Source organism: Nocardioides sp. Z40_12 (assembly GCF_058215795.1).
The window spans coordinates 21040-43777 of record NZ_JBZAJA010000008.1 but is presented as its reverse complement, the minus strand read 5'-3'; the positions used below and the strand labels follow the sequence as shown (position 1 = coordinate 43777).

Annotated in this window: 22 protein-coding genes; 13 read left to right on the top strand and 9 right to left on the bottom strand. The window is 74.3% G+C overall.

Going from position 1 to position 22738, the window contains the following annotated elements:
- Positions 1-18 precede the first annotated feature (18 nt).
- Both AC4BG9_RS15110 and AC4BG9_RS15105 read right to left on the bottom strand, forming a co-directional pair.
- On the bottom strand, positions 19-1803 hold the full coding sequence (locus AC4BG9_RS15110) for a thiamine pyrophosphate-requiring protein (RefSeq protein WP_490571942.1): 1785 nt from the start codon (positions 1801-1803) through the stop codon (positions 19-21).
- Positions 1804-1908: 105 nt separating this feature from the next.
- Entirely contained in the window at positions 1909-2775 is an 867-nt protein-coding gene (locus tag AC4BG9_RS15105) for a hypothetical protein (protein ID WP_490571941.1), read from the bottom strand.
- Positions 2776-2922: 147 nt separating this feature from the next.
- Here AC4BG9_RS15105 and AC4BG9_RS15100 point away from each other — a divergent pair, with 147 nt between their 5' ends.
- The 8 genes from AC4BG9_RS15100 (at position 2923) to AC4BG9_RS15065 (ending at position 11010) form a co-directional block, all read left to right on the top strand.
- Positions 2923-3756: a hypothetical protein gene (locus tag AC4BG9_RS15100; protein ID WP_490571940.1), complete on the top strand. Its 834-nt coding sequence runs from the start codon at positions 2923-2925 to the stop codon at positions 3754-3756.
- A gap of 76 nt (positions 3757-3832) precedes the next feature.
- The gene (locus AC4BG9_RS15095; RefSeq protein ID WP_490571939.1) at positions 3833-4057 is read left to right on the top strand and encodes an amphi-Trp domain-containing protein; all 225 of its coding nucleotides are present in this window, start codon (positions 3833-3835) and stop codon (positions 4055-4057) included.
- 44 nt (positions 4058-4101) lie between these two features.
- Positions 4102-5382, top strand: a complete 1281-nt coding sequence (locus AC4BG9_RS15090) for a hypothetical protein (RefSeq protein WP_490571938.1) — start codon at positions 4102-4104, stop codon at positions 5380-5382.
- Positions 5379-6581: a hypothetical protein gene (locus tag AC4BG9_RS15085; protein WP_490571937.1), complete on the top strand. Its 1203-nt coding sequence runs from the start codon at positions 5379-5381 to the stop codon at positions 6579-6581. Before AC4BG9_RS15090 ends, AC4BG9_RS15085 begins: the two co-directional genes overlap by 4 nt.
- On the top strand, positions 6578-7234 hold the full coding sequence (locus AC4BG9_RS15080) for a hypothetical protein (protein ID WP_490571936.1): 657 nt from the start codon (positions 6578-6580) through the stop codon (positions 7232-7234). The genes AC4BG9_RS15085 and AC4BG9_RS15080 overlap by 4 nt, the downstream gene beginning before the upstream one ends.
- A 38-nt stretch (positions 7235-7272) precedes the next feature.
- Positions 7273-7941 carry a GNAT family N-acetyltransferase gene (locus AC4BG9_RS15075; protein WP_490571935.1) on the top strand — a complete coding sequence of 223 codons (669 nt, stop codon included), beginning with the start codon at positions 7273-7275 and terminating at the stop codon, positions 7939-7941.
- Positions 7942-8056: 115 nt separating this feature from the next.
- Positions 8057-9145 carry a PIG-L family deacetylase gene (locus AC4BG9_RS15070; RefSeq protein WP_490571934.1) on the top strand — a complete coding sequence of 363 codons (1089 nt, stop codon included), beginning with the start codon at positions 8057-8059 and terminating at the stop codon, positions 9143-9145.
- Positions 9142-11010: a sensor histidine kinase gene (locus tag AC4BG9_RS15065; RefSeq protein WP_490571933.1), complete on the top strand. Its 1869-nt coding sequence runs from the start codon at positions 9142-9144 to the stop codon at positions 11008-11010. The genes AC4BG9_RS15070 and AC4BG9_RS15065 overlap by 4 nt, the downstream gene beginning before the upstream one ends.
- On the opposite strand, the gene AC4BG9_RS15060 is transcribed toward AC4BG9_RS15065, so the two are convergent.
- The 6 genes from AC4BG9_RS15060 to AC4BG9_RS15035 form a co-directional block, all read right to left on the bottom strand.
- Positions 11007-12143 (bottom strand): hypothetical protein, encoded by a 1137-nt coding sequence (locus tag AC4BG9_RS15060; RefSeq protein WP_490571932.1) that lies wholly within the window; start codon positions 12141-12143, stop codon positions 11007-11009. The genes AC4BG9_RS15065 and AC4BG9_RS15060 overlap by 4 nt on opposite strands.
- On the bottom strand, positions 12140-13417 hold the full coding sequence (locus AC4BG9_RS15055) for a glycosyltransferase family 2 protein (RefSeq protein WP_490571931.1): 1278 nt from the start codon (positions 13415-13417) through the stop codon (positions 12140-12142). The genes AC4BG9_RS15060 and AC4BG9_RS15055 overlap by 4 nt, the downstream gene beginning before the upstream one ends.
- 3 nt (positions 13418-13420) lie before the next feature.
- Positions 13421-14329 carry an ATP-grasp domain-containing protein gene (locus AC4BG9_RS15050; protein ID WP_490571930.1) on the bottom strand — a complete coding sequence of 303 codons (909 nt, stop codon included), beginning with the start codon at positions 14327-14329 and terminating at the stop codon, positions 13421-13423.
- Positions 14330-14408: 79 nt separating this feature from the next.
- Entirely contained in the window at positions 14409-15461 is a 1053-nt protein-coding gene (locus tag AC4BG9_RS15045) for an NAD(P)-dependent alcohol dehydrogenase (RefSeq protein ID WP_490571929.1), read from the bottom strand.
- A 72-nt stretch (positions 15462-15533) separates the two neighbouring features.
- A complete protein-coding gene (locus AC4BG9_RS15040) occupies positions 15534-15995 on the bottom strand; it encodes a GNAT family N-acetyltransferase (RefSeq protein ID WP_490571928.1) in 462 nt (153 codons plus the stop codon).
- Between the two features lie 44 nt (positions 15996-16039).
- Entirely contained in the window at positions 16040-16831 is a 792-nt protein-coding gene (locus tag AC4BG9_RS15035; RefSeq protein WP_490571927.1) for a class I SAM-dependent methyltransferase, read from the bottom strand.
- Positions 16832-16858: 27 nt separating this feature from the next.
- Here AC4BG9_RS15035 and AC4BG9_RS15030 point away from each other — a divergent pair, with 27 nt between their 5' ends.
- The 5 genes from AC4BG9_RS15030 (at position 16859) to AC4BG9_RS15010 (ending at position 21466) form a co-directional block, all read left to right on the top strand.
- Positions 16859-17236, top strand: a complete 378-nt coding sequence (locus AC4BG9_RS15030; protein WP_490571926.1) for an MmcQ/YjbR family DNA-binding protein — start codon at positions 16859-16861, stop codon at positions 17234-17236.
- Between the two features lie 40 nt (positions 17237-17276).
- Positions 17277-18020: a GAF and ANTAR domain-containing protein gene (locus AC4BG9_RS15025; RefSeq protein WP_490571925.1), complete on the top strand. Its 744-nt coding sequence runs from the start codon at positions 17277-17279 to the stop codon at positions 18018-18020.
- Positions 18021-18240: 220 nt separating this feature from the next.
- Positions 18241-19512: an ATP-binding protein gene (locus AC4BG9_RS15020; protein ID WP_490571924.1), complete on the top strand. Its 1272-nt coding sequence runs from the start codon at positions 18241-18243 to the stop codon at positions 19510-19512.
- 32 nt (positions 19513-19544) lie between these two features.
- Positions 19545-20498 carry a hypothetical protein gene (locus AC4BG9_RS15015; RefSeq protein WP_490571923.1) on the top strand — a complete coding sequence of 318 codons (954 nt, stop codon included), beginning with the start codon at positions 19545-19547 and terminating at the stop codon, positions 20496-20498.
- On the top strand, positions 20492-21466 hold the full coding sequence (locus AC4BG9_RS15010) for a methylenetetrahydrofolate reductase (RefSeq protein WP_490571922.1): 975 nt from the start codon (positions 20492-20494) through the stop codon (positions 21464-21466). Before AC4BG9_RS15015 ends, AC4BG9_RS15010 begins: the two co-directional genes overlap by 7 nt.
- A gap of 24 nt (positions 21467-21490) precedes the next feature.
- On the opposite strand, the gene AC4BG9_RS15005 is transcribed toward AC4BG9_RS15010, so the two are convergent.
- Entirely contained in the window at positions 21491-22636 is a 1146-nt protein-coding gene (locus AC4BG9_RS15005; protein ID WP_490571921.1) for an AI-2E family transporter, read from the bottom strand.
- Positions 22637-22738 lie beyond the last annotated feature (102 nt).

Genomic DNA, 22738 nt, shown 5'->3' with positions numbered 1-22738 from the left:
GGATCGCGGGGAGGGGGCTCACTCCCCTTCCTGGGCGGCCTGTTCGTCGAGCAGCGCCCGGGCGCGCTCGCCGTCCTCCTCCTGTGCCAGTCCCCGGCGGAAGCTCTCCAGCTTCTCCGCGCCACCGGGGAACGGCGGGAGGAGCGGCACGTCCGGATCGACCACCGCCTCCAGCACCACCGGCCGGTCGGCGGCCAACGCCCGCTCCCAGGCGGCGTCGACCTCCTCGGGCCGCTCCACCCGGATCCCGGTGAGGCCCAGGAGCTCGGCGTAGCCGGCGTAGGGGAAGTCGGGGAGCGACTGGCTGGCGTCGTAGCGCGGGTCGCCCTCGGTCTCGCGCTGCTCCCAGGTCACCTCCGCGAGGTCGCGGTTGTGCAGGACCAGCACGACGAACCGGGGGTCGGCCCACTCCCGCCACCGGTGGGCGACGGTGATCAGCTCCGCGACGCCGTTCATCTGCATGGCGCCGTCGCCGGCCAGCGCCACCAGCGGCCGGTCGGGCGCGTCGAGCTTGGCGGCCAGCCCGTAGGGCAGGGCCGAGCCCATCGAGGCCAGGGTCGAGGAGAGGTGCGCCGGCACGCCGGGCGGCAGGGTGAGGTGCCGGGCATACCAGTAGGTGATCGACCCGACGTCGACGCTCACCCGGGCGTCGCCGGGGAGGCGAGGCGTCAGCGCGCGGACCACCCGCTCCGGGCTGAGCGGCACGGCGGTGCTGCCGGCACGCTGCTGCGCGAGGGAGTGCCAGCGGGCGACCTGCCCGACGACCTCGTCGCGCCAGGCCAGGTCCTGCCGCTCCTCGAGGAGAGGCAGCAGCGCGGTCAGCGTCTCGGCGGCGTCGCCGACGAGCCCCACCTCGACCGGGTAGCGGTTGCCGAGGTGCCGGCCGTCGAGGTCGACCTGCACCGCCCGCGCCTGCCCGGGCGCCGGGTAGAACTCCGTCCACGGGTCGTTGCTGCCGACGATCAGCAGGGTGTCGCAGCTGTCCAGCAGCCAGCCGGACGCGGTGGTGCCGAGGTGGCCCATCACGCCGCAGCTGGTCGCCAGCGTCTCGTCCCACCACGGCTTGCCCAGCAGGCTGGTGGTGACCCCTGCCCCCAGCCGCTCGGCCACCGCGCGCACCTGGTCTCCGGCGTGCCGGGCGCCCTGGCCGACCAGCAGCGCCACCCGCTCCCCGGCGTTGAGCACCGCGGCCGCCTCGGCGAGGTCGTCGTCGGCGGGCATCACCCGCGGCGGGCGCCACTGCGGCACCGTCGGGACCACCCCGTGCTCGTGCGGCACCTCCTCGGGGGCCGGCTCGACCTGCACGTCGTGGGGGAGGATCACCACGCACGGGGAGCGGGTCGCCAGCGCCGTGCGGAAGGCACGGTCGAGCACCATCGCCGCCTGCTCCGGGGCGAGCACGGCCTGCACGTACTGCGCCGCGACGTCCTTGAAGAGGCTGGTCAGGTCGATCTCCTGCTGGTACTCCGCGCCGAGGGCGGTGGTGGGCTGCTGTCCGACGATCGCGACCACCGGCTGGTGGTCGAGCTTGGCGTCGTAGAGCCCGTTGAGCAGGTGGACCGCGCCGGGCCCCTGGGTGCTGACCATGACACCGACGCCGTCGGTGTACTTGGCGTGCCCCACGGCCATCAGGGCGGCGTTCTCCTCGTGCCGTGCCTGCACGAACTCGGGATCGCCGCCCGCCCGGCGCAGGGCCCCCATCACCGGGTTGATGCCGTCGCCGGAGTAGCCGAAGAGCCGCTCCACGCCCCAGGCGCGCAGCCGCTCCACCACCAGGTCGGCCACCAGCCGCTGCTCCGCCATCGCTCCTCCTGCGCTCGCCCGACCACTCGGTGCCCGGCCGGCGCGCGCCTCATGCGCGGGCCTGCCCCGGCCCCGCCGGCCTGCGCGCCCGACGCCCGCCCGGGCTCAGGCGGAGCGGCGCCCGCGCGCCAGCACCCAGAGCCAGGCGAGCACCGCCACGGCCAGACCCGCGGCGCCCGCACCCAGCGTGGTGCTGCGCAGCGACGAGGTGAGTGCGTCGAAGACCGCCCGCGCAGCGGCGGGGGAGCGTCCGGCGTCCTCGATCCCGCCCAGGTAGCGCCACCGCAGCAGCGCCAGCCCGCCCAGCACCGCCGCCATCGTGATCGCGACCCCGAGCCCGCCCCAGCCCAGGGCCCGGGCCCGCGACCGGGCCGCCGCCACGGCGAGGAGCAGCACCAGCAGGCTCGCCGCGAGCAGCCACGGTGCCCAGGTGTCCACGAAGCGCGCCGCCCGGACGGCTTCTCCCACCTCGGGGGAGTCCACCAGCACGAACGACGCGTCGACCTCGGGGATCAGCTGCGCGAACGGCACCCCGGAGTCGACGAGGCGCTGCTTGGCCTCGGCGATCAGCGGCGCCAGCTCGACCCGCACGGTGGTGTCGCCGACCCGCAGGCCCTCGTCCTCGCCGCGGACAGCGGCCACGGCGCGACGGTGGGCGGACTCCACCGCGGTGCGCCAGGTGTCGGCGAAGGCGTCGGTGGCGACCAGCCGCTCGAAGGAGGACGCGACCGCGTTCCGGGCGGGCGCCAGCGCCGGGACGCGGTCCAGGACGGCGTCGGTCATCTCGGCGGCCACCTCGTCGCGGACCGCGGGCTCCTCGATCACCGGGGCCACGGCGGCGCTGAAGCGCGCGTCGTCGAGGAGCGTCCGGTCCGCCCACGTCGCGGGGACGGCGACCGCGAGCAGCAGCAGCCCGACGACGAGCAGGACCGCGGAACCCGCGCCCACCCTCGTCGACCCCGCACCCGCCATGCCTCGAGTCTGCCCCCGACGACCCTGGACTGGCCTGGAGCGAGCCCGGAGCGAGCCGGGCTGACCCTGGGCGGCTCACGACCGTCACCGTAGGCTCACTCCCAGCCGCGACCGACGCCGCGACCGATCCGCGCCCCAGGAGGCCACGTGCCCGACCCCGCGTCCCGTCCCACCGCCGCCCGGATCCGCAGGCTGCTGCCCGCCGCGGCCCGGGGGAGCAGCCGGTCGGCCCTCGGGGTCACCGTCGCCGGCGGTCTCCTCACCGGCCTCGCCGCGACCCCGGAGCGGGTCGGCCGGCTCTTCCGCCGCCGCTTCCCCGTCGTCGCCGTCACCGGGATGACCGGGGTCGGCAAGACCCAGCTCGCCGACCGGCTGACCCGGCGCACCACCAACGCCGGCGCCGCCGAGGTCGGCTCGGCGGTGATGGAGCGCCGTACCCGCCGCTCCCGGCGGCTCCAGGGGTTCCGCTTCCTGGTGGTGCCCGGCGACAACGCCGCCACCAGGCTGGGCGCCCTCGACGAGGTCTTCCACGACGAGCCGGTCGACGGCGTCGTCCACGTGGTGGCCTGGGGGCACGCCACCCCGCGGCGCACCGCCGGCACCACCGGCGCCGCCAGCGCCACCCGTGAGGAGCAGCTCGCCGCCGAGCTGGAGGACTGGACGATCACCGCGCACCGGATCGCCTCGATGGCGGTACGCCGCGACAAGCCGGTCTGGCTCGTCGTCGCGGTCACCAAGACCGACCTCTACCCCGACCGGGTCGAGGAGGCGCTGGCCTACTACTCGCCCGGCAGCGGCTCCCCCTTCGCCGACCGGCTCGACGAGCTGCGCGCCCTCGCCGGCGGGGCGCGGCTCTCCGTCGACGTGCTCCCCGTCTCGAGCGAGGGCGGCGACCGGCGCTCCGCGCTCCCCGCCAAGCAGGCGAGCGCGATGGTCGACGCCCTGGCCGCCAGGATGGCCCAGCTCAGCGGCCACGTCTGAGGCGGGCCTCCCGCGCCGCGGGATACGGTCTGGGCAACACCGCGACCCGTCCGGGTCGGGAACGAGGGAGAGACACGTGAGCGACGACCTGTTCGACATCGACCAGACCAAGAAGATGAGCCGCGAGGAGGCCGCCGCCAAGCTGCACGCGCTGGCCGACGCGCTGGCCCGCCACAACTCCGTGGAGCTGGAGAAGAACGGCCACCGGATCACCGTCGACGTGCCCGACGAGGTCACCCTCAAGGTCGAGGTCGAGATCGGCGGCGACGAGAACGAGCTGGAGATCGAGCTCACCTGGTGACGACCAGGTGACCGAGCCGACCCCACGACCCTGAGGAGACCCGCGTGCCCGACCGCGACATCGACGCGATCGTCGCAGACCTCCAGGCCGGCGGGGTGCACGTGGGGCCCGGCGCCGAGGGGTGGATCCCACCCCGCCAGCTCGAGCAGATCCAGACGGCCGCCCGGGAGGCCGGGGTGCCCCTCAACCTGGTGCTGGTCGAACCGCCGGAGGAGGGCATCCACGGCGGGTCGGACCTGCTCGTGCGGGTGCACGACGCCGGTGGGCCGGACGGGCTCTACGTGGGGGTCAACAACATCTGGCGCAGCCGGGAGGGCGAGGCGTTCTACCCGCGGCTGCCCGACGGCACCGAGCTCAACCTCGCGATCCTGCAGTGGGGCGAGGTCGCCGGGTCGGAGGACCTGACCGACGACGTGGAGCTGGTGCTCTCCGAGGGCGACCGCAAGCCCGACGGGGTGGGCGCCCCGCACGAGCTCGGCGAAGGGCTGCTGCGCATCGTCGACGGGCTCGCCGAGGGCACCTTCGGGGAGCTGGTGCGCGACGCGGCCGAGGGCCGGACCGCCTCCCTGGAGCAGACCCGGCAGGAGCGGGAGAGCGGCCAGACCCAGACGCTCACCCCGTCGGACCGCTCCGACGGCGGGTCCGACGACGGTCTCGGGGTGGCCGAGGGCGCGCTCGTGGTGCTGCTCCTCGCCATCGTGGTCGTCGGCGTCAAGACGGCCGTGACCCGGCTGCGCGGCCAGGGCTCGTCGGCGACGTTCGTCCTGCCCGACTCGGTCCTGGAGCGGGTCCGGGCCGCCGGTGACGTCGAGCTGGTCCGGCGCGCCCGCAGAGACGTGCTGCGCCTCGGGGAGAGCATCGACGCCGCCGAGATGACCGGCTCCGACAGCGCGGCCTGGGCCGCCGCGCTCGACCACTACGAGGCGGCCGGGCGGGTCCTCCCGGCCGACGACGACCCGGCGGCCCCCGTCGACCCGCTCGACGCGGTGGGCGCCGTGGTCCTGGCCGGCCGCGGCCAGGAGGCGCTCGCGGCGGCCAGGCGCGGCAGGGCCTTCACCCCGGCGGCGCCGTGCTTCCTCAACCCGCTGCACGGGCGGGCCGGCCGCGACCGCACCCTCGAGCACGACTCGGGCACCGTCAAGGCGCCGATCTGCGAGGCCTGCCGCCGCGACCTGCAGGCGGGCCGGCGCCCCGACATCCTCGACGTGGTGGTCCAGGGCAGGCCGCGCCACTACTTCGAGACCGACCGGGAGCCGTGGGCGTCGACCGGGTTCGGCGCGCTGGAGCCCGACCTGGTCACCCGGATCCACCGGGAGCTGCGGTGAACGCCCCCGCCGGCCCGACCCCCGACGAGCTCGCCGAGGCGCTGCTGGAGGACCCGGTGCAGGTCGACGTCCTCTTCGGCAACGGCCACACCGAGGAGGTGCGCGAGGGGCTGCGCGAGATCGTCGAGGAGGCGCCCTTCCCGGCGTACGTCGTGATGGTGCCGGCGCCCGACGGCCTCTCCGGCAACGACCCCGACCGCGAGCTCGCCACCCTGCTCCACGAGCGGATCGGCGGCGACGCGGTCTTCTGGGTCCAGACCGACCCGGTGAGCTACGCCCACGCGCTGGTGACCTTCGGCGACGTCCCCGAGGAGTCGCTGCGCTACCGGGCCCAGAGCGAGCACGCCCCCGAAGGAGGGGCGGACGCCGCGCTCAGCCTGCCCGGCGTGGCCGCCCGCGACCTGACCGTGCTCGCCGAGAACGGCGACCTCAGCCCCGAGGAGTGGGGAGCCTTCGCGGAGGAGGAGGTCTGGCGCGAGCCCCCGGAGTGGGACCTCGACTACGAGCACCCGATGCCGGGCGACTACGCCGTGTGGTCGACCATGGCGTTCCTGGTGGTGGGCGGCTGCGCCTGGCTGGTGCTCCGCTTCGTGCACCGCTGGCGCACCCTCTCGGCCCTCGCGCCGCGACGTCCCGTCGAGGCGGAGCGGGAGGCGGCGCCGCTGCCCGGCCCCGACGAGGTCCGGGCGCTCGCCGAGGGCGAGCTCGACGCGCTGGCCGAGCGGCTGGCCTCCCCGACCGGAGCGGCGCTCACGGAGGAGACCCGGATCCTGGTGGACGGCTCCTACGACACCGCCCGCACCGTGCTGGACCGCACCGGCACCGACGAGACGGACCTCGACGACCTGGTGGGCGCCCTGGTGCTCACCCGGACGGCCGACCGGGCGCTCGACTTCGCGGCCCGGTCGCGGAAGGGGCGCCCCAAGCCCTACCGTCCCTGCTTCTTCGACCCCCGCCACGGCGAGGGACCGCACCGTCGCCGGGTGCCGGTCGCCGACCGGGACCTCACCGTGCCCGTCTGCGAGTGGTGCCGCGACGCCCCGGAGCGGACGCTGGAGCCGATGCGGGTGCCGGCCGGCGTGCTGGGCCGGCGCCGCCCCTGGTACGAGGCCGACACGGTGTGGGCCCGGACCGGGTACGGCGCCTTCGTCGACGACCTGTGGCACCCGGTGGCCGCCGCACAGCGGGAGCTGCGATGAGGTGGTGGAAGCGGCTGCCCGTCTCGCTCGCGCTGGGCGCACTGGCCGTCGTGCCGGTGGTGCTCCACCTCGACAGCGGCGCCGAGCGCGCCTTCGGCAACGCCGGCGACCGGGTGGTGGCGGCGGTCGAGGGGCTCCGCGACGACCGGGTGCACGTCAGCGAGGACGCGCGTCACCTCCTCGACGAGGAGGGCGAGGCGGCCGTCGCGGCCGCGATCGCCGAGCGCGACCTGCCGGTGCACGTGGTGGTCTGGCGGGAGAGCCGCGCCGCCGGCTACGACCACTACGCCCAGGCCGCCGAGCAGATGCTGCACCGGCTCGACGAGCCGGCGGTGGTCGTGCTGTGGCAGGGACCGGAGCGAAGCACCACGCAGGTCTCCGAGGGCTACGCCCTCGTCGACGGGCCGTACGACGGGCCGCGGGTCGAGCGGGAGCCGGAGTACCTGGGCGAGGCGGCACTGCGGCTGCCGGAGTGGATCGCGCAGCTGCCCGAGGAGCCGCTCGAGCGCCGCGAGTTCGACTACTACGGCGGACCGGTCGGCGGGTTCTTCGTCGGCGTGCTCTATGCCTCGCCCGTCCTCCTGGGCGTGTGGATCGTGCTGGCGATCGTGCTGGGCTGGCGCCGCAGAGCGGTGTCACGCGCGACGGCCTAGGCTCGCGGGAGAGGCTGTCCGCCGATCTGGGAGGTCCGATGGCGCAAGAGGTCATGCTGCGAGACGGCACCCACGCCTGGGTCGTCGCCCTCGACCACACCGACAAGCAGCGGCTCGCGGAGGCGTTCGAGCAGCTCTCGCCGGAGTCTCGACGACTGCGTTTCCTGACCCCCATGACCCGGTTGAGCGAGGCGATGCTCTCCCACCTCGTCGACGACGTGGACGGGGTCGACCACGTCGCCCTGGTCCTCTGCCCCGAGGTCGAGGACCACGTCTACGCCCCGGTGGCGATCGGCCGCCTGGTGCGCTACCCCGACCTCCCGGACGCCGCCGACCTGGCCGTGACGGTCAGGGACGAGTGGCAGGGCCGGGGGGTCGCCTCCGCGCTGCTGCCGGAGCTGGTGCGCAGCCGCCCCGCCGGGGTGACCAGGGTGCTCACCGAGGTGCTGCAGGACAATCCGGCCTCCCTGGCGATGCTGCGCAGGCTGGGACCGACGACGATCCTGGAGACCGGCTCCGGCATCCACGACGTCGAGGTGCTGCTCGACGCTGCCACCCCGGACGCCGGCGGGCCCGAGCTCGGGGTCGTCGAAGGGAGCGTCGCGGGGGAGCGGTTGCACCCGGTGCTGGCGGACCCGCGCCGCACGGAGCTGCGCAGCCGCGACCTGCTGTGCCACCTGTTCGCCGACTCCCCGCGCCGGCAGTGAGGCCTTCACCGTCCCAGACGGGCCGGTGACCCGGCCGATGTGACTTCTGGCCCGTGCACGCCGGCCCTCCACGGGCCTACCGTGGTGGTCCGACCTCCGGCGGAGGGGAGTCACCGTGGCCGAGCTCCAGTTGCGGGCGCTGGTGCTCGAGGACGCCCGCGACTCCGCCGAGTTCATCCGCATCGCGCTGAGCCGCCACGGCGGGTTCTCCGTCGACGTGGTCGGCACCGCGGAGGACGCGCTGGCGCGGATGCAGCCGGGCGCCTACGACGTGCTGGTCAGCGACATCATGCTCCCGGGTCGCTCCGGCCTGGAGATCCTGCCGCGGGTGCGCGAGATCGACCCGGACCTCTCCATCATCATCCTCACCGCCTACCCCACCTTCGACCACGCGGTGGTCGCGCTGCGCGAGGCGGCCGACGAGTTCCTCACCAAGCCCGTGCCGGCCACCATCCTGGTCGAGCGAGCCACCGAGCTGGCCGAGCTCACCCGGACCCGCCGCAGCGGAGCCCGTCAGCGGGTGCTGGCGGTGGGCTCCCACCCCGACGACGTCGAGATCGGGGTCGGCGGCACCCTGGCCGCGCACGCCACCGCGGGCGACGACCTGACGATCCTCATCATGTCCGGCGGAGCGGTGGGCGGCGACACGGTGGAGCGCCGCAGCGAGGCGGCCGACGCCGCCGCTGTGGTCGGTGCCCGCCTGATCCACCTGGAGTACCCGGACACCCACCTGGTGCCGGCGGAGGGGCTGATCACGTCGGTGGAGGAGGTGGTGGCCGACCTGCAGCCCGACCGGATCTACACCCACGGGGCCCACGACCGGCACCAGGACCACCGCGCGGTCCACGAGGCGGTCGAGATCGGTGCGCGGGGCGTCGGCTCGGTGTGGTGCTTCCAGAGCCCGTCCTCGACGGTCGACTTCGCGCCCAACCGGTTCGTCGACGTCGAGGGGTTCGTGGAGACCAAGCTGCAGATGCTCGCGGCGTTCGTCTCCCAGTCGCACCGCGAGTACATCCAGCCCGACGTGGTGCGGACCACCGCGCGCTACTGGTCCCGCTTCAGCCCGGCCCGCGAGGTGGAGCCCCTGGAGACGTTGCGCGCCACCGAGCTGGTCGTGACCACCTCGCGGGTGCGCGTCGCTCCGGCCGTCGACGGGCAGGACGCCGACAGCGAGCACGGGGATGACGCCCGGGAACGCCGGTGAGCGACTCCTGGCTCCTCCTCGCCGAGGAGCCGACCACGGGCCGGCTCGTCCGCCTGAGCCGGGCGTGGTTCCGGGCCGACGCCTCCGGCCTGCGCCAGCTGCCGACCACCGTCCTCTACGTGCTCATCGCGGCGCTGGTCCCGCTGGCGATCACTCCGCGGCACCCGTGGCTGATCGTCGCGGGCGTGGCGACCGTGGTGGCGATGCAGCTGGTGGCCTGGCTCGGCACCTGGGACCGGCGCTCGCCCGTGGGTGCCTACATCCTCGGTGTGCCCACGCTGCTCGCCGTCGGCCTGATCGACCTCGGTGCCGGGGAGGGGGTGGGCAGCCTCGACGTGCTGCTCTTCCTGCCGGTCGTCACCTTGTCCCTGGCGCCGGGCCGGACCGCCGTGTCGATCGCGCTGGTCGGGTCCGCGGTGGTGCTGGTCGCGCCGCTCGTGGTGCTTCCCGACCCCGGGTTCCCTGCCGTCCGGGCGCTCGTCACGATGATCATGGTCATCACGGTCGCGTTGGGGCTGCACGCGTTCTCCGAGACGGTCCGGCGCCAGTCCGAGCAGCTCGTCGCGGCCAGGAACCGGATCGCACTCGTGGCCCGCGACCTGCGCCGCTCCCGGGACACGATGTTCACGATCATGTCCGCCGCCACCGAGCAGGCGGTGGTGGCCACCGACTTCGCCGGGAAGGTGCTGCTGGCCAACATCGGCGCCGAGCGGCTGCTCGGACGTCCGACCGACCAGCTGGTCGGCCACTCCCTGCTCGAGCTCTTCGGCCCGGTGCGACAGGCCGGCAGCGAGATCCGGGAGCGCCTGCTGACCGATGACGAGGCGATGACGCTGCTGGTGGGCGACGCCGCGCACGGACAGCCCTACGTCGGTGAGCTGGTGCGCACCCTGCCCGACGGCACCGAGCGCCACCTGGAGTACACCGTCACCCTGCGCGACGGGCTGGAGAGCCCCGACGACGCCGTGCCGGCCGGCTACCTCTTCATCGGGGCCGACACCACCGAGCGGGAGGCGGCCGAGAAGGCCCAGCAGGAGTTCCTCAGCCTGGTCAGCCACGAGCTGAGGACCCCGCTGGTGGCCATCCTGGGCTACCTCGACCTGCTCGAGCTCCACGGCGGGCAGCTCGACGAGGAGCAGCGCACCTACCTGGAGGTGATCGGCCGCAACGCCCGCCGGCTCCGGGCGCTGGTCGAGGACCTGCTGCTCGGCGCCCGGGTGGCTCGCGGCGTTCCGATGGTGCCCGAGGAGCTGGACGTGGCCGAGGTGGTCCGGACGGCCGTCGCCAGTCAGGGCCCGGAGGCGACCGGGGCTGGGATCACCCTGGAGGTCGCCGGCGACTCGCCGGTCCCGTTGGTCTCCGACGGCCAGCGGCTGGGCCAGGTGGTGGACAACCTGATCAACAACGCGCTCAAGTACAGCCCCGAGGGGACGCACGTCGTGGTCAGCGCCGAGCGGGCCACCGCCCCCGACGGCGAGCGGGCCGCCCGGATCCGGGTGGTCGACCAGGGCGTGGGGATCGCCCCGGAGGAGCTGGAGCGGATCACCCAGCGCTTCTACCGCACCCGCGAGAGCCGGCGCCGTCAGGTGCCCGGGCTGGGGCTCGGACTCTCCCTGGCCCAGACGGTGGTCTCCCAGCACGGCGGCACCATGTCCATCCGCAGCGAGCTCGGACGTGGCACCGAGGTGGACGCGCTGCTCCCCGACCTGCACAGCGACACGGCCCGGTCGACCGACTCCGGGGCCCACCCGCTGCCGGAGGAGGCAGCGAGAAAGGACCCGGACCCGGACCAGCACCCGGACCAGCACCCGGACCAGCACCCGGACCAGCACCCGGGGCAGGGGCAGGGTCAGGGGCAGGGCTAGGGGTTCCACACCTCCGCGAGCGCCGCCCAGGCCTCGTCCGACATCAGCCGGAGCGGGGTGACGTTGACGTGGGAGATCCCGTGCGTCTGGGCGGCGCGGACCGACGTGGCGAGCCGGGAGGGAGTGATCGCGTCGTCGACGTCCCCACCCGGTCCTCGCGCCCACAGGCCCACGGAGATGGTGAAGCGCGACATGTCGAGTCCGGCGGCCTGCAGCCCCGCGGTCACCTCCTCGATGTCCGTGGGTGCGCGGTCCTCGAAGACGTAGGCCCACAGCACGAGCCGGTCGACCGCCTCGAGCAGGACGGCGTAGTCGTGGCCGCTGCCCAGCGAGCCCACCGCGGGGTCCTCCCAGTCGAGCCGGACGTCCATGGCCAGCTCGATCTCGGCGCCCTCCCCGTCGTCGACCTCGTCCAGCGCCGCACGCATCCGGCTCATCAGGCCGGCCAGCACCTCGGCCCGCCAGGTGGTGAGAGTCGTCCCCTGCTCGTCGATCTCGCCGTCGGGGGTGCGGGGCCAGTCCTGCTCGCCGGTCATCTCGCGGAAGAGCCCGAGGTCGTCGTCGCCGAAGCTGAACCGGTTGAGGAAGAGCTCGGTGACCGCGATCTGGCTCGGCTCGTAGCGGGCGCCCAGCGCCGCCACGTAGTCGACCAGCCGGTCGCCCACCTCGCCCCGGGCCAGCTGCGAGGCAGACGCACGGTAGCGGGAGCGCGTGCCGTCCGCCGAGACCCCCGCGATCGACGGGTCGTCCTGGATCCAGCCGGGCACGTAGGCGTCCACGATGAGGGCGAACGACCGGGGGGTGCCGTCGTCGGTCCGGGCCAGCGCACTGGCGGCCCGCTTGATGTGGTCGAACCCGGGCTGGGCCGCCGCCTCCGGGTGCTCGTCCCAGTCGAAGGCGGTGAACTCCACCCGTCCGGCGTTGAGGTCGACGGCGTTGGCGTCGACCGAGTTGAGCCGCTCGTCGACGGCACCCCAGTTGGTGGTGGGGTCGACGACCGTGGAGAAGTCGATGCTCAGCGAGCGGATCTCGTCCGGGCGCTCGTCAGGCCGCAGGGTGGGCAGCTCCTCCCACGGCCGGGCGATCAGCAGGGCCGCCAGCACGGTCAGCACCAGCGGGACGGCCAGGATCACCAGCCACGGCCCTCGTCGTCGCGGACTTCCGCCACTGACACGGTCCCGCTTCTTTCCAGCTTGTTCCATCGGTTCTCCGCATGGGTGAGCTCGAGGCGGACCGCATCGAGCATGACGAAGGTCATCAGGGTGGAGTAGGCGGGCCACAGGAGGGCCGTCCACAGGTAGCGCAGGTCGCCCAGGGCCCGGTCGAGCAGGCAGGCGAGGAGCAGGAGGCCGAGCGCCAGTGGCACGCCCAGCACGAGCACCCAGGCCCACCACCGGTCGGGGAGCCAGCGGACGCCGTCGGTCGTGACCAGGACGACCAGGGTGACCAGCCCCGTCACCTGGGCGAAGGGGGCGACCACCTGGGTGGCGGTGTTGAAGAGCAGGTAGAGCCCGAACCGGCCGTAGCGGGGGTTGCCCAGCACCGGCCAGTGCATCGAGGTGGTCTGCAGCAGGCCGCGGGCCCAGCGGACCCGCTGGCGCCACAGGCCGCGCACGGTCGAGGGCGACTCGGCGTAGACCAGGGCGTCGGGCGCGAAGGCCACCTGGAAGCCCGCCCGGTGGACCCGCCAGGTGAGCTCGAGGTCCTCGCCGAGGGTGTCGGTGCGCAGCGGCCCGGTGCGCTCGAGCACGTCGCGCCGGAAGGCGCCGCTGTTGCCCGAGACGATGGGCAGGCACCCCAGCACGTCCAGGGCACGCCGCATCAGGCCGGTCCCGACATGGCTGATCAGCGCGAGCAGCCTGGTCTGCACCCGGTCCAGGTTGACCGGACGGTCGTTGCCGCAGACCGCCCCGATGCGGGGGCTGCGGAAGCCACGCAGCATCCGGAGCACCGTGTCGGGACGGAAGAGGCCGTCGGCGTCCACCAGGATCAGCACGTCGCCCGTCGCGATCTCGAGCCCGGTGTTGAGCGCCGCGCCCTTGCCGGCGTTCTCCTGGCGCAGGGCCGTGACCCGGCCGGGGTGTGCCTGCGCGATGCGGACCATCCGCTCGTAGGTGTCGTCGGGGGACCCGTCGTCCACGCAGATCACTTCGAGCCGCGGGTAGGCGCTGCCCAGCACCGAACGCAGGCAGTTGTCGATCACCACCCCCTCGCGGAACGCCGGGATGACGACGCTCACCAGCGGCGGCTCGGTGAAGAGCGGGCCGCACCCCGCCGGCCCGGGTGACTGCCGGCGCTGCCTGAGCTCGAAGAGCAGCGCGCACGGCACGAGCAGCAGCCGGACGAGCCCGAGCACGGCCAACGGCAGGACGATGACCAGGAGGAGGGCCGCCAGGAAGGAGAGCATCGCTCATCGCGGCCACTGCTCGAGGACGGATCCGAGCAGCTCGGGAGCCTCGGCACAGACCGCGCCGAACCGCGCGTTGACCTCGAGCACCACGGGAGTGCCGTCCGTCGTCCGGCGGACGTCGAGGTCGACCGGCCCCACCAGGTCGAGCGCGACCACCGCGGCGGCCGCGACCTCGGCGACGTCGGGCGCGGCCCCGTCGGCGAGCCTGACGACGGACGTCGCGTTGCCCACCCGGCCCTGCTTGCGCCCGGTCTTCTCCAGCACCACCACCACGCACCCGCCGGTGGTCGGCGAGCGGTAGACCTGCGGGCTGTACTCGGTGCCGGGCGCGAAGGTCTGGGCCACCCAGGAGCCGTCGACCTGATGCCACGCCGGGTCGTCCGGCGACTCCACCACGTGCACCCCGCGCCCGCCCCTGGCCACCCGGGGCTTGACCACCAGGGGTCCGGCGGCCCATGCCAGCGCCTCGGCGGCCGAGCCGAGGCGGTCCGCGGCGCCGAAGGCCGGCACCGGCACTCCGGCCCGCTCCAGCGCCCACATGGTGAGCAGCTTGTCGGCGGCGAGCGCGGCCGGGCCGGGGGCCGAGAGCACCAGCCGGTCGCCGAGTCCGGCCGCCGCCCCCAGCACGGCGAGCCGGGGCAGCTCCTCCGCGACCGTGGGCAGCACCAGGTCGGGACCCAGCCTGGCCAGCAGCTCGACCATGGCCTGGTCGTAGTCGGGGTCGAGCGCGCCCGCGACCGGCCCGACCTCCTCGTAGCCGGGGACGTCGACCGGGGCCAGGTCGACGCCGAGCACCCGCAGCCCGGCGGCATCGCCGCGCCCGGCCAGCTGCGCGCCGAGCGTGCGACCCGCGGGTCCGGCGGCACCGGTCACCAGGATCGTCCGGCGCTGGTCGGCGGCGGCGCTCATCCCACGACTGTAGGCAGGGGCGCGCCCGGCGACCAGGGTCCTGCGGCCCGGGTGGGCAGCAGGGTGTGCCCGGCCGGCGTCAGCCCAGCGTCGAGGTGTCGATCACCACGCGGTAGCGCACGTCTCCCGCGACCACCCGGTCGTAGGCGGCGTCGACCTGGTCGGCCGAGATGGTCTCGATCGTCGCGCCGATCCCGTGCTCGGCGCAGAAGTCGAGCATCTCCTGGGTCGCGGGGATGCCGCCGATGTTGGAGCCGGCGATCGAGCGGCTGCCGCCGACCAGCATCCCCGGCGGCACCTCGAAGGCGCCCGGGGGCAGGCCCACGTTGACCAGGGTGCCGAGCGGCTTGAGCAGGCGCAGGTAGGTGGCGATCGGCAGGTCGGCGCTGACGGTGTTGACGATGACGTCGAACGAGCTGCGCAGCGGCTTGAGGCTCTCGGCGTCCTCGGTGGCGGCGTACGCCGTGGCACCGAGCTCCGCGGCGTCCTTGCGCTTGGCCTCGCTGCGGCTCAGCACCGTGACCTCGGCGCCGAGCGCGGCGGCCAGCTTGACCGCCATGTGGCCGAGCCCGCCCAGGCCGATCACCGCGACCTTGCTGCCCGGGCCGACGCCGTAGCGGCGCAGCGGGCTCCAGGTGGTGATGCCGGCGCAGAGCAACGGAGCCGCCTCGTCGAGGCCGATCCCCTCGGGGATCCGCACCGCGAACCGCTCGGAGACGACGACCTGCTGGGCGTAGCCGCCCTTGGTCTCCTCGCCGTCGTAGCCGCGGCCGTTGTAGGTCATCACCGCGCCCTTCTCGCAGTACTGCTCCTGGCCGTCCTTGCAGTACTGACACTCCCCGCAGCTGTCGACCATGCAGCCGACGCCGACCCGGTCACCGACCTGGTGGCTGGTCACCCCGTCGCCGACCGCGGCCACGGTGCCGGCGATCTCGTGGCCCGGCACCATCGGGAAGATGGCCTTGCCCCACTCCTCGCGGACCTGGTGGATGTCGCTGTGGCAGATGCCGGCGTAGGCGATGTCGATCAGGATGTCGTCGTCGCGCAGCGCCCGGTGCTCGACGGTGCGCTGCTCGAAGGGCGCGCCCGCGGAGGGGGCGACGAGGGCTCGGGTGGCGGTCTGGCTGGTCACCGAGCCAGTGAAGCAGACCCGTCCCAAGCTCCCCCGGAGGAGTTCGGTCGGGGCCGGCCGGGTCAGGCCGGGTCAGGCCGGCAGCGTCAGCCCCATCGGCAGGTGCGCGATGCCGTCCTCGAGGTAGCCCGGACCGGTGCGGACGAAGCCGAACCGGGCGTACCACTGCTCCAGGTGGGCCTGGGCGCCGATCCGCACCGTGCCGGCACCCCCCTGCGTCGCGAGCCACTCGAGCGTCGAGGTGAGCAGCCGGGCGGCGTACCCGTGGCCGCGCTGGTCGCCGCGGGTGACGACGCGGCCGATCACGGTCGCGTCCGGGTCCCGGAGCACCCGGAGCGCGGCGAGCACCTCGCCGTCGCGCTCGAGCCACACGTGGCGGGTGCCGGGCTCGTCGTCACGGCCGTCGAGATCGGGGTAGGGGCACTCCTGCTCGACCACGAAGACGTCGACCCGCAGCCGGAGCAGGGCGTAGAGCTCGGTGGTGGTCAGCTCCGCGAAGCCGGCGGAGCGCAGGACGGGAGGTGTGGGAGGCACGTCTTCGACGATAGGACGCTCGTGGTCGCCCCGGCGGCCCGGGTTCAGGCCCGGCAGAGCACCTCGCCGTGCAGCAGCGAGAGCCACCCGTCGGGGTCGGCGGCCCACCGCCGCCAGGCGGCGGAGATCCGCTCGAGGTCGGCGCGGGTGGCCCGGCCCTCGTCGAGCAGCTGGGCGCCCATCGCCGACTCCAGGATGCGGTCGGCCCACATGCCGCCCCACCACGCGCGGTCGGCGTCGTCGGCGAAGCACCAGGTGGAGGAGGTCGCGGTGACCTCCTCGAACCCGGCCGCCCGCGCCCAGGACAGCAGCCGCCTCCCGGCGTCCGGCTCGCCGCCGTTGGCCCGGGCCGCCTCCTGGTAGAGCGCCATCCACTCGTCGAGCTCCGGCAGCGCCGGGAACCAGGCGAACCCGCGGTAGTCGCTCTCGCGCACCGCGACCAACCCTCCGGGCCGGGTCACCCGGCGCATCTCGCGCAGCGCCTGCACCGGGTCGGCGACGTGCTGGAGCACCTGGTGGGCGTGGGTGACGTCGAAGGTGTCGTCGCGCAGGTCGAGCGCGTGCACGTCCTGCACCTCGAAGCGCACGTTGGTGACGCCCCGCTCGGCCGCCAGCGCCCGGCTGAGCGCGAGCGCCTCCTCGCTGATCTCGGTCGCCGTCACCGAGGCCACCCGGCCCGCCAGGTCGACGGTGATCGTGCCGGGGCCGGCGCCGACGTCGAGCAGCGTCGTCTCCGCTCGCAGGTGGGGCAGCAGGTGGGGGGCGGAGTTCTCCGCCGTCCGCCACCGGTGGGAGCGCAGCACCGACTCGTGGTGTCCGTGCGTGTAGGGGTTCATCCGGCGATCGTGGCAGGCTTCCGCCCCATGGCGCTGGCTGACCGACCCGTGGTCCCCGAGGAGTGGGTCGCCCGGATCGACCGGGTGCTCTCGGCCCTGCCCTCCTGCCGGCAGGAGCCCGCCTGGACCGGCGTGCGGTGGCGCGTGGGCGGCGCCACGGTGGCGCACGTCTTCGGCGGGGAGGACCAGCGCTTCCGGATCACCTTCCGCGGCGAGCCCGACGAGGTGGCGGCCTACCAGCACCTGGGCGAGCCCTACTTCCGCGCCGGGTGGGGCGGCAACCTGATCGGGATGCTGCTCGACGAGCGGACCGACTGGCAGGAGCTGGCCGAGGCGCTGACCGACTCCTACTGCGTGCAGGCGCCTGCGCACCTGGCCGCGCAGGTCGAGCGCCCGGCGACCTGACGATGCGGGGGGGCTTCGCCGGGTGCGGCATAATCCTCTCGTGCGTGATGAGATTCCGGGTGAGGTCACCCTTGCGCTCTCCGCCCTCGCGGAGATCGTCTACGACCGCCCCGGCTACGAGGAGATCTACGCCGCGATCACGCGGACGGCGGTGGCCGTCGTGCCGGGTTGTGACCATGCCGCGATCTCCATCCTGGCCGGGGGTGGCCGGATGACGGTGCACGGCCCGACCAGCGAGGTGGCCCGGACGATCGACGCCCTCGAGGAGGAGCTGCGCGACGGCCCCTGCTACGACGCGATCACCGAGGAGGCCTTCCAGATCGACAGCGACCTCACCCGGGGATCCACCTGGCCCGAGCTCGCCCGGCTGGTGCTGGAGCGCACGCCCGTGCGCGGGATGATCGGCTACCGGATCCGGGTGGGGCAGCGCAAGGGTGGGGCGCTCAACATCTTCTCCGAGACCCCGGGCGCGCTCGACGACGACTCGGCCCGCGCCGGCGCCCTCGTGGCCGCCTTCGCCTCCGTCGCCCTGGGCGCCGCCAGCCACCACGCCGAGGCGCAGACGCTGCGGGCGGGGCTGGTCAGCAACCGCGAGATCGGCAAGGCGACCGGGCTGCTGATGGCGGCCCACGGGATCTCCTCCAACGAGGCCTTCGAGGTGCTGCGCAAGGCCTCCCAGGACCTCAACCTCAAGCTGGGCCTGGTCGCCGAGCGGGTGATCGCCGACCAGGCCGAGGACCAGCGCATCGCGGGCGCCGGCGAGCGGGCTGCGCGGATTGAATAGACCCCGGTTCGCTCGGGGTCACCGGGGTACGGCCGACACGCGGTCGTCGTGCTCTAGCAGTGGGGTGCGACGGCCGCGTCGCGTCCCGACGGGCCCCGTTCACGGTCGGGACCTTTGGCCCGGCGCTGTTGGCTGTGTCCTATGGACGTCTACCCGGCGGTAACCGTACGCTCGACCAGGCATGCCCTGCAGCGGGGCGCCACGTGAGAGGCCGTGGGCGATGACCACCACCCTGGACGTCGAGCTGACCGAGAGGGTCAGGCTCGCCACCGTGTCCCGGACGATCGTGCGCGCCGTGAGCTCCGAGCTCGTCCTCTCCCGCATCGTCGAGGTCTGCCAGACGGCCATCCTGGACGGCTTCCGTGCCTCCGGGGTGTGGATCCAGGCCTTCAAGGGCGACGACCTCGGCCACGACGCGGTGCGCGACGACCGGGGGCGCACGCTCGACCTGCCGCACGAGCTCAAGCTCGTCGGCCGGGTGGTCGCCCGCGAGCTGTGGCGGGTCCAGGGCGTCGCGATCTTCGACGGGGAGACCACCCCCGCGTGGGTGCTGCCCGAGCGGGACCAGCAGCGGGTCTACGAGATGATGGCCGAGCTCGGGATCACCCGCCTGCTGTGCGTGCCGATCGGCGCCGGTCGCGAGTGCCTCGGCACCCTGGTGCTGAGCCGCAACGACTCCGACAACGGCTGGACGCCCGGCGAGCAGCGCGCCGCCCTCGACATCGGCCGCGACCTCGGCCGGGCGCTCGCCACCGCCCGCGCCTTCGAGAAGGAGCGACGGATCGTCGCCGAGCTGCGCGAGGTCAACGGCTACAAGGCGCGGCTCATCTCCACCCTCGCCCACGAGCTGAAGAATCCGCTCACCGCGATCCTCGGCCACGTGGAGATCCTGGACGGCGACACCGAGCTGCCCCACGGCGTCCTGCACTCCATCGAGGTGATCGAGCGGGGCGGCAAGCGGATGCAGCACCTGGTCGAGGACCTCCTCGTCCTCTCCCGGTCCGACCAGGAGACCCAGCCCTTCGAGCCCGCCCCCGTCGACCTGGTGGCGGTCGTCGACGAGGTGCTCGACCTGCTCGGGGTCGAGGTGCTCCGCAAGGGCCTGACCGTCCAGCGGGAGCTGCCCGCGGGCCCGGTGCCCGCCTGGGGGGTGCGCGACGAGCTCGACCTGGTCGTCACCAACCTGCTCAGCAACGCCGTCAAGTACACCCCCGAGGGGGGCCGGGTGGCCGTGCGGCTGACCCCAGGGGCGGGGTCGGTGACCCTGGAGGTCGCCGACACCGGCCTCGGCATCTCGCCGGAGGACCAGGAGCACCTCTTCGAGGAGTTCTTCCGCTCGACCAACCCCGCCGCGCTCTCCTCGCCGGGCAGCGGCCTGGGCCTCTCGATCGTCCGGCGGGCCTTGGAGCGCCACGGCGGCACGATCAGCTGCTCGTCCCGGCTCGGCGCGGGGACGACGTTCGTCGTCAGCCTGCCCGCACCCCCCGCATGAGGGGCCGGGCGCCGACGGAACCGATCGCGGGGGTGGCGCGTCCCACCCCCATGAACAGCCTCCTGCGCTCCCGGACACTCACCCGGGCGTCCGTCGTCCCGCTCCTCGGCCTGGTCCTCGCCCTCGGCGCCTGCGGCACCGAGGAGGCCTCGGACGCACCGGGCGCGGCGCCGACCGGGTCCGACGAGATCGCCGCCGCGGACGGAGAGGTCTGTCCCGCGCGGCTGCCCGAGCCCGCCTCCCAGGACGAGCGGTTCGGCGAGCCGGCCACGGCCGCGCCGGCGCTGGCCGCCGCCCAGGAGGCGTGGGTCTGCCGCTACGACCCGGGCCAGGGCTCGGGATCCGGTTCGGGCTGGCAGCGGGTGGGCGGGCCCCAGCCGGTCGGTCAGGAGCTGCTCGCCGGGATCGACCGCGACCTGGCCGCGCTGGCTCCCGCGAAGCAGGACCGCATGTGCACCCAGGAGCTGGGACCGCGCTGGATGCTGGTCACCGCCCACGACGACGACCTGACCGGCGTCGTCGTCGACGACTTCGGCTGCCGCGAGGTGCGGCTGAGCAGTCGCCCGGCCGACCGGGTCGCGGGCCTCGACGAGGACCCGGGCGTGGTCACCGGGGTGCTCCAGGCGCCGCCGACGCTGCTGGAGACGCTGACCGAGGTGGGCGCGGGCCTCGACCCCGGTCCGGCCAACGGCCCGGGCGAGGACGACCCGGGCCGGCAGCAGCGCTGGTCCGCGATGGTCGAGCGGCTCGGCTGTTCCGGCATGCCCTCGGTCTTCATGAGCGACGCCGCCGCACCCGCGGTGGGCACCACACCCCGGGACGCGGTCGCGCCGTGGTCGCGGCCCGGCTCCGAGGTGCGGATCGACTCCCGCGACGGCGCTCGCGCGGAGGCCTCCGTGGTCGTCGACGGCCGGCCCGTGGTCGTCCTGGCGCTGATCCGGCACGCCAACGGCGGCTGGTTCGTGGAGGGCGGGGCCGAGTGCTGAACGACCCCGGTCTGGTCCGCCTTCTCGCGGACCGTCGCGGCGGCATGGTGCTCTTCGGGCTCACCCCACCGCGCTCCGAGAGCCCTCCGGAGAAGGTCAGGCAGGTCGCCGAGCGCACCCTCGAGCGGCTGGCCGGGCTCGACCTCGACGCGATCGTCCTCTACGACATCGACGACGAGAGCGACCGCAACCCCGACGAGCGGCCCTTCCCCTTCAGCTCGACCCTCGACCCCGCCGACTTCGCCGAGGAGTTCGCGGCCTGGGAGAAGCCGCTGGTGATCTACCGGTGCGTCGGCAAGTACGACGAGGAGGAGCTCGCCGGCTGGATGCGGGCGCAGGACCCCGCCCGGGTGCTGACGGTCTTCGTCGGGGCCTCGTCGCGCGAGAAGCCGGTCCGGACCACGCTGCCCCGGGCCCAGGAGCTGCACCGTGAGCTGCACCGTGAGCTGCCGCAGGAGCCGGGCAGCGACCGGCCCGGCGGCCCGGCCGGGCTGCTGCTCGGCGCCGTGGCCATCCCGGAGCGGCACGCGGAGCGCGGCGGCGAGCACGCGCGGCTCCTCGCCAAGCAGGCCCGGGGCTGCTCGTTCTTCGTCACCCAGGTGGTCTACGACGTCAACGCCGCCAAGGACCTGCTCTCCGACTACGCCTACGCGTGCCGGGCCGAGGGGGTGGAGCCGGTCCCGCTGGTCTTCACCCTCTCGGTCTGCGGCTCGGCGAAGACGCTCGACTTCCTGCAGTGGCTCGGGGTCCGGGTGCCGCGGTGGATGCAGAACGAGCTGCGCCACACCGACGACACCCTGGCGGCGTCGTTCGACCAGTGCCTGGCCACGGCCACCGAGCTGGTCGCCTACGCGGAGCGGCTCGGCGCCCCGATCGGCTTCAACGTGGAGAGCGTCTCGGTGCGCCGCGCCGAGATCGAGGCGTCGGTCGAGCTGGCCGCCCGGGTGCGGGCGCTGCTGCCCCGCTGAGCGGACCAGGCCTCGCCCGGTCGGCTACAGCTCGATGGCCGGGCCCCGCGGATCGACCTCGTCGGGCTGCCGCGCCTTCTCCTCCAGCATCTCCCTGGCGTAGCGCAGCAGCGCCACGCTGACCGCCAGCAGCGGGACGGCGAGGAACATGCCGACGATGCCGGCGAGGCCGCCGCCCGCGGTGACCGAGAGGATCACCAGCGCGGGCTGCAGGTCGAGGGTGCGGCCGACCAGCATCGGCTGGAGCACGTTGCCCTCCAGCTGCTGCACCACGACGATCAGCAGCACCACGATGAGGGCGTTGGTCGGGCCGTCGGTGACCAGCGCGACCAGGGCGGCGATCGCGCCGGTCAGGAAGGCGCCGATGATGGGGATGAAGGCGCCGAAGAAGATCAGCACCGACAGCGGCAGCCAGAAGGGCACCCCCAGGATCACCAGGCCGATGCCGATGGCCACCGCGTCGACCAGGCCGACCGCGGCTTGGGCCTTGATGAAGCCGCTCAGCGTGACCCACAGCCGCCGGGAGACCTCGGCCGCGTGGGGTGCCGCCCGCGGACCGGCGAGCTCGCTGATCCACGGGACGAACTTGGGGCCGTCCTTGAGGAAGAAGAAGCACAGGACCAGCGCCAGGATCCCGGTGATCAGGAACGACGTGGCCGTGCTGACGCCGGTGAGGACGCCGCCGGCGATGGAGCCGGCGTTCCCCTGCGCCTGCTCGAGGATCTGGTCGAAGACGTCGTCGATCTGGTCGCTGCTGACGTTGAAGGGCTCCTCGGCGATCAGGTCCCGGAGCTCGAGGATGCCGTCGAGCGCGGCGTCGCGGACCTCCTCCCACTGACCCATCACCTGGGGCGCCAGCACGAAGATCAGCCCGACCATCGCGCCGATCCCGGCGAGCAGGGTGAGCAGCGCCGCGAGCGCCGCCGGCATCACCTTGCGCAGCAGCCGCGTCGGCGGCCAGAGCACGGTGGCGAGCAGCAGCCCCAGCACCACCGGGAGGGTGACGTCCCAGATCTTGCCGAGGATCCAGAACCCCACCACCGTGGCGGCCCCGATCAGCAGCAGCCGCAGCGACCAGGTCGCCATCCGGCCGCCCACCCGGTCGAGCACCTCGCCGCGGGTCGGCGGCTTCGGCGGCGGCGGGGGAGCCGCGGGCGGCAACGCCGGCACGACGGGCTGTGGGGGTGGCGTCCTGCGTCTGCCGAGCACGTTCTCTCTCCGGTCACTAGGTCCTGCGGGATCCGGGCGCGTCCCGGCCCGCCAGTGCCCAAC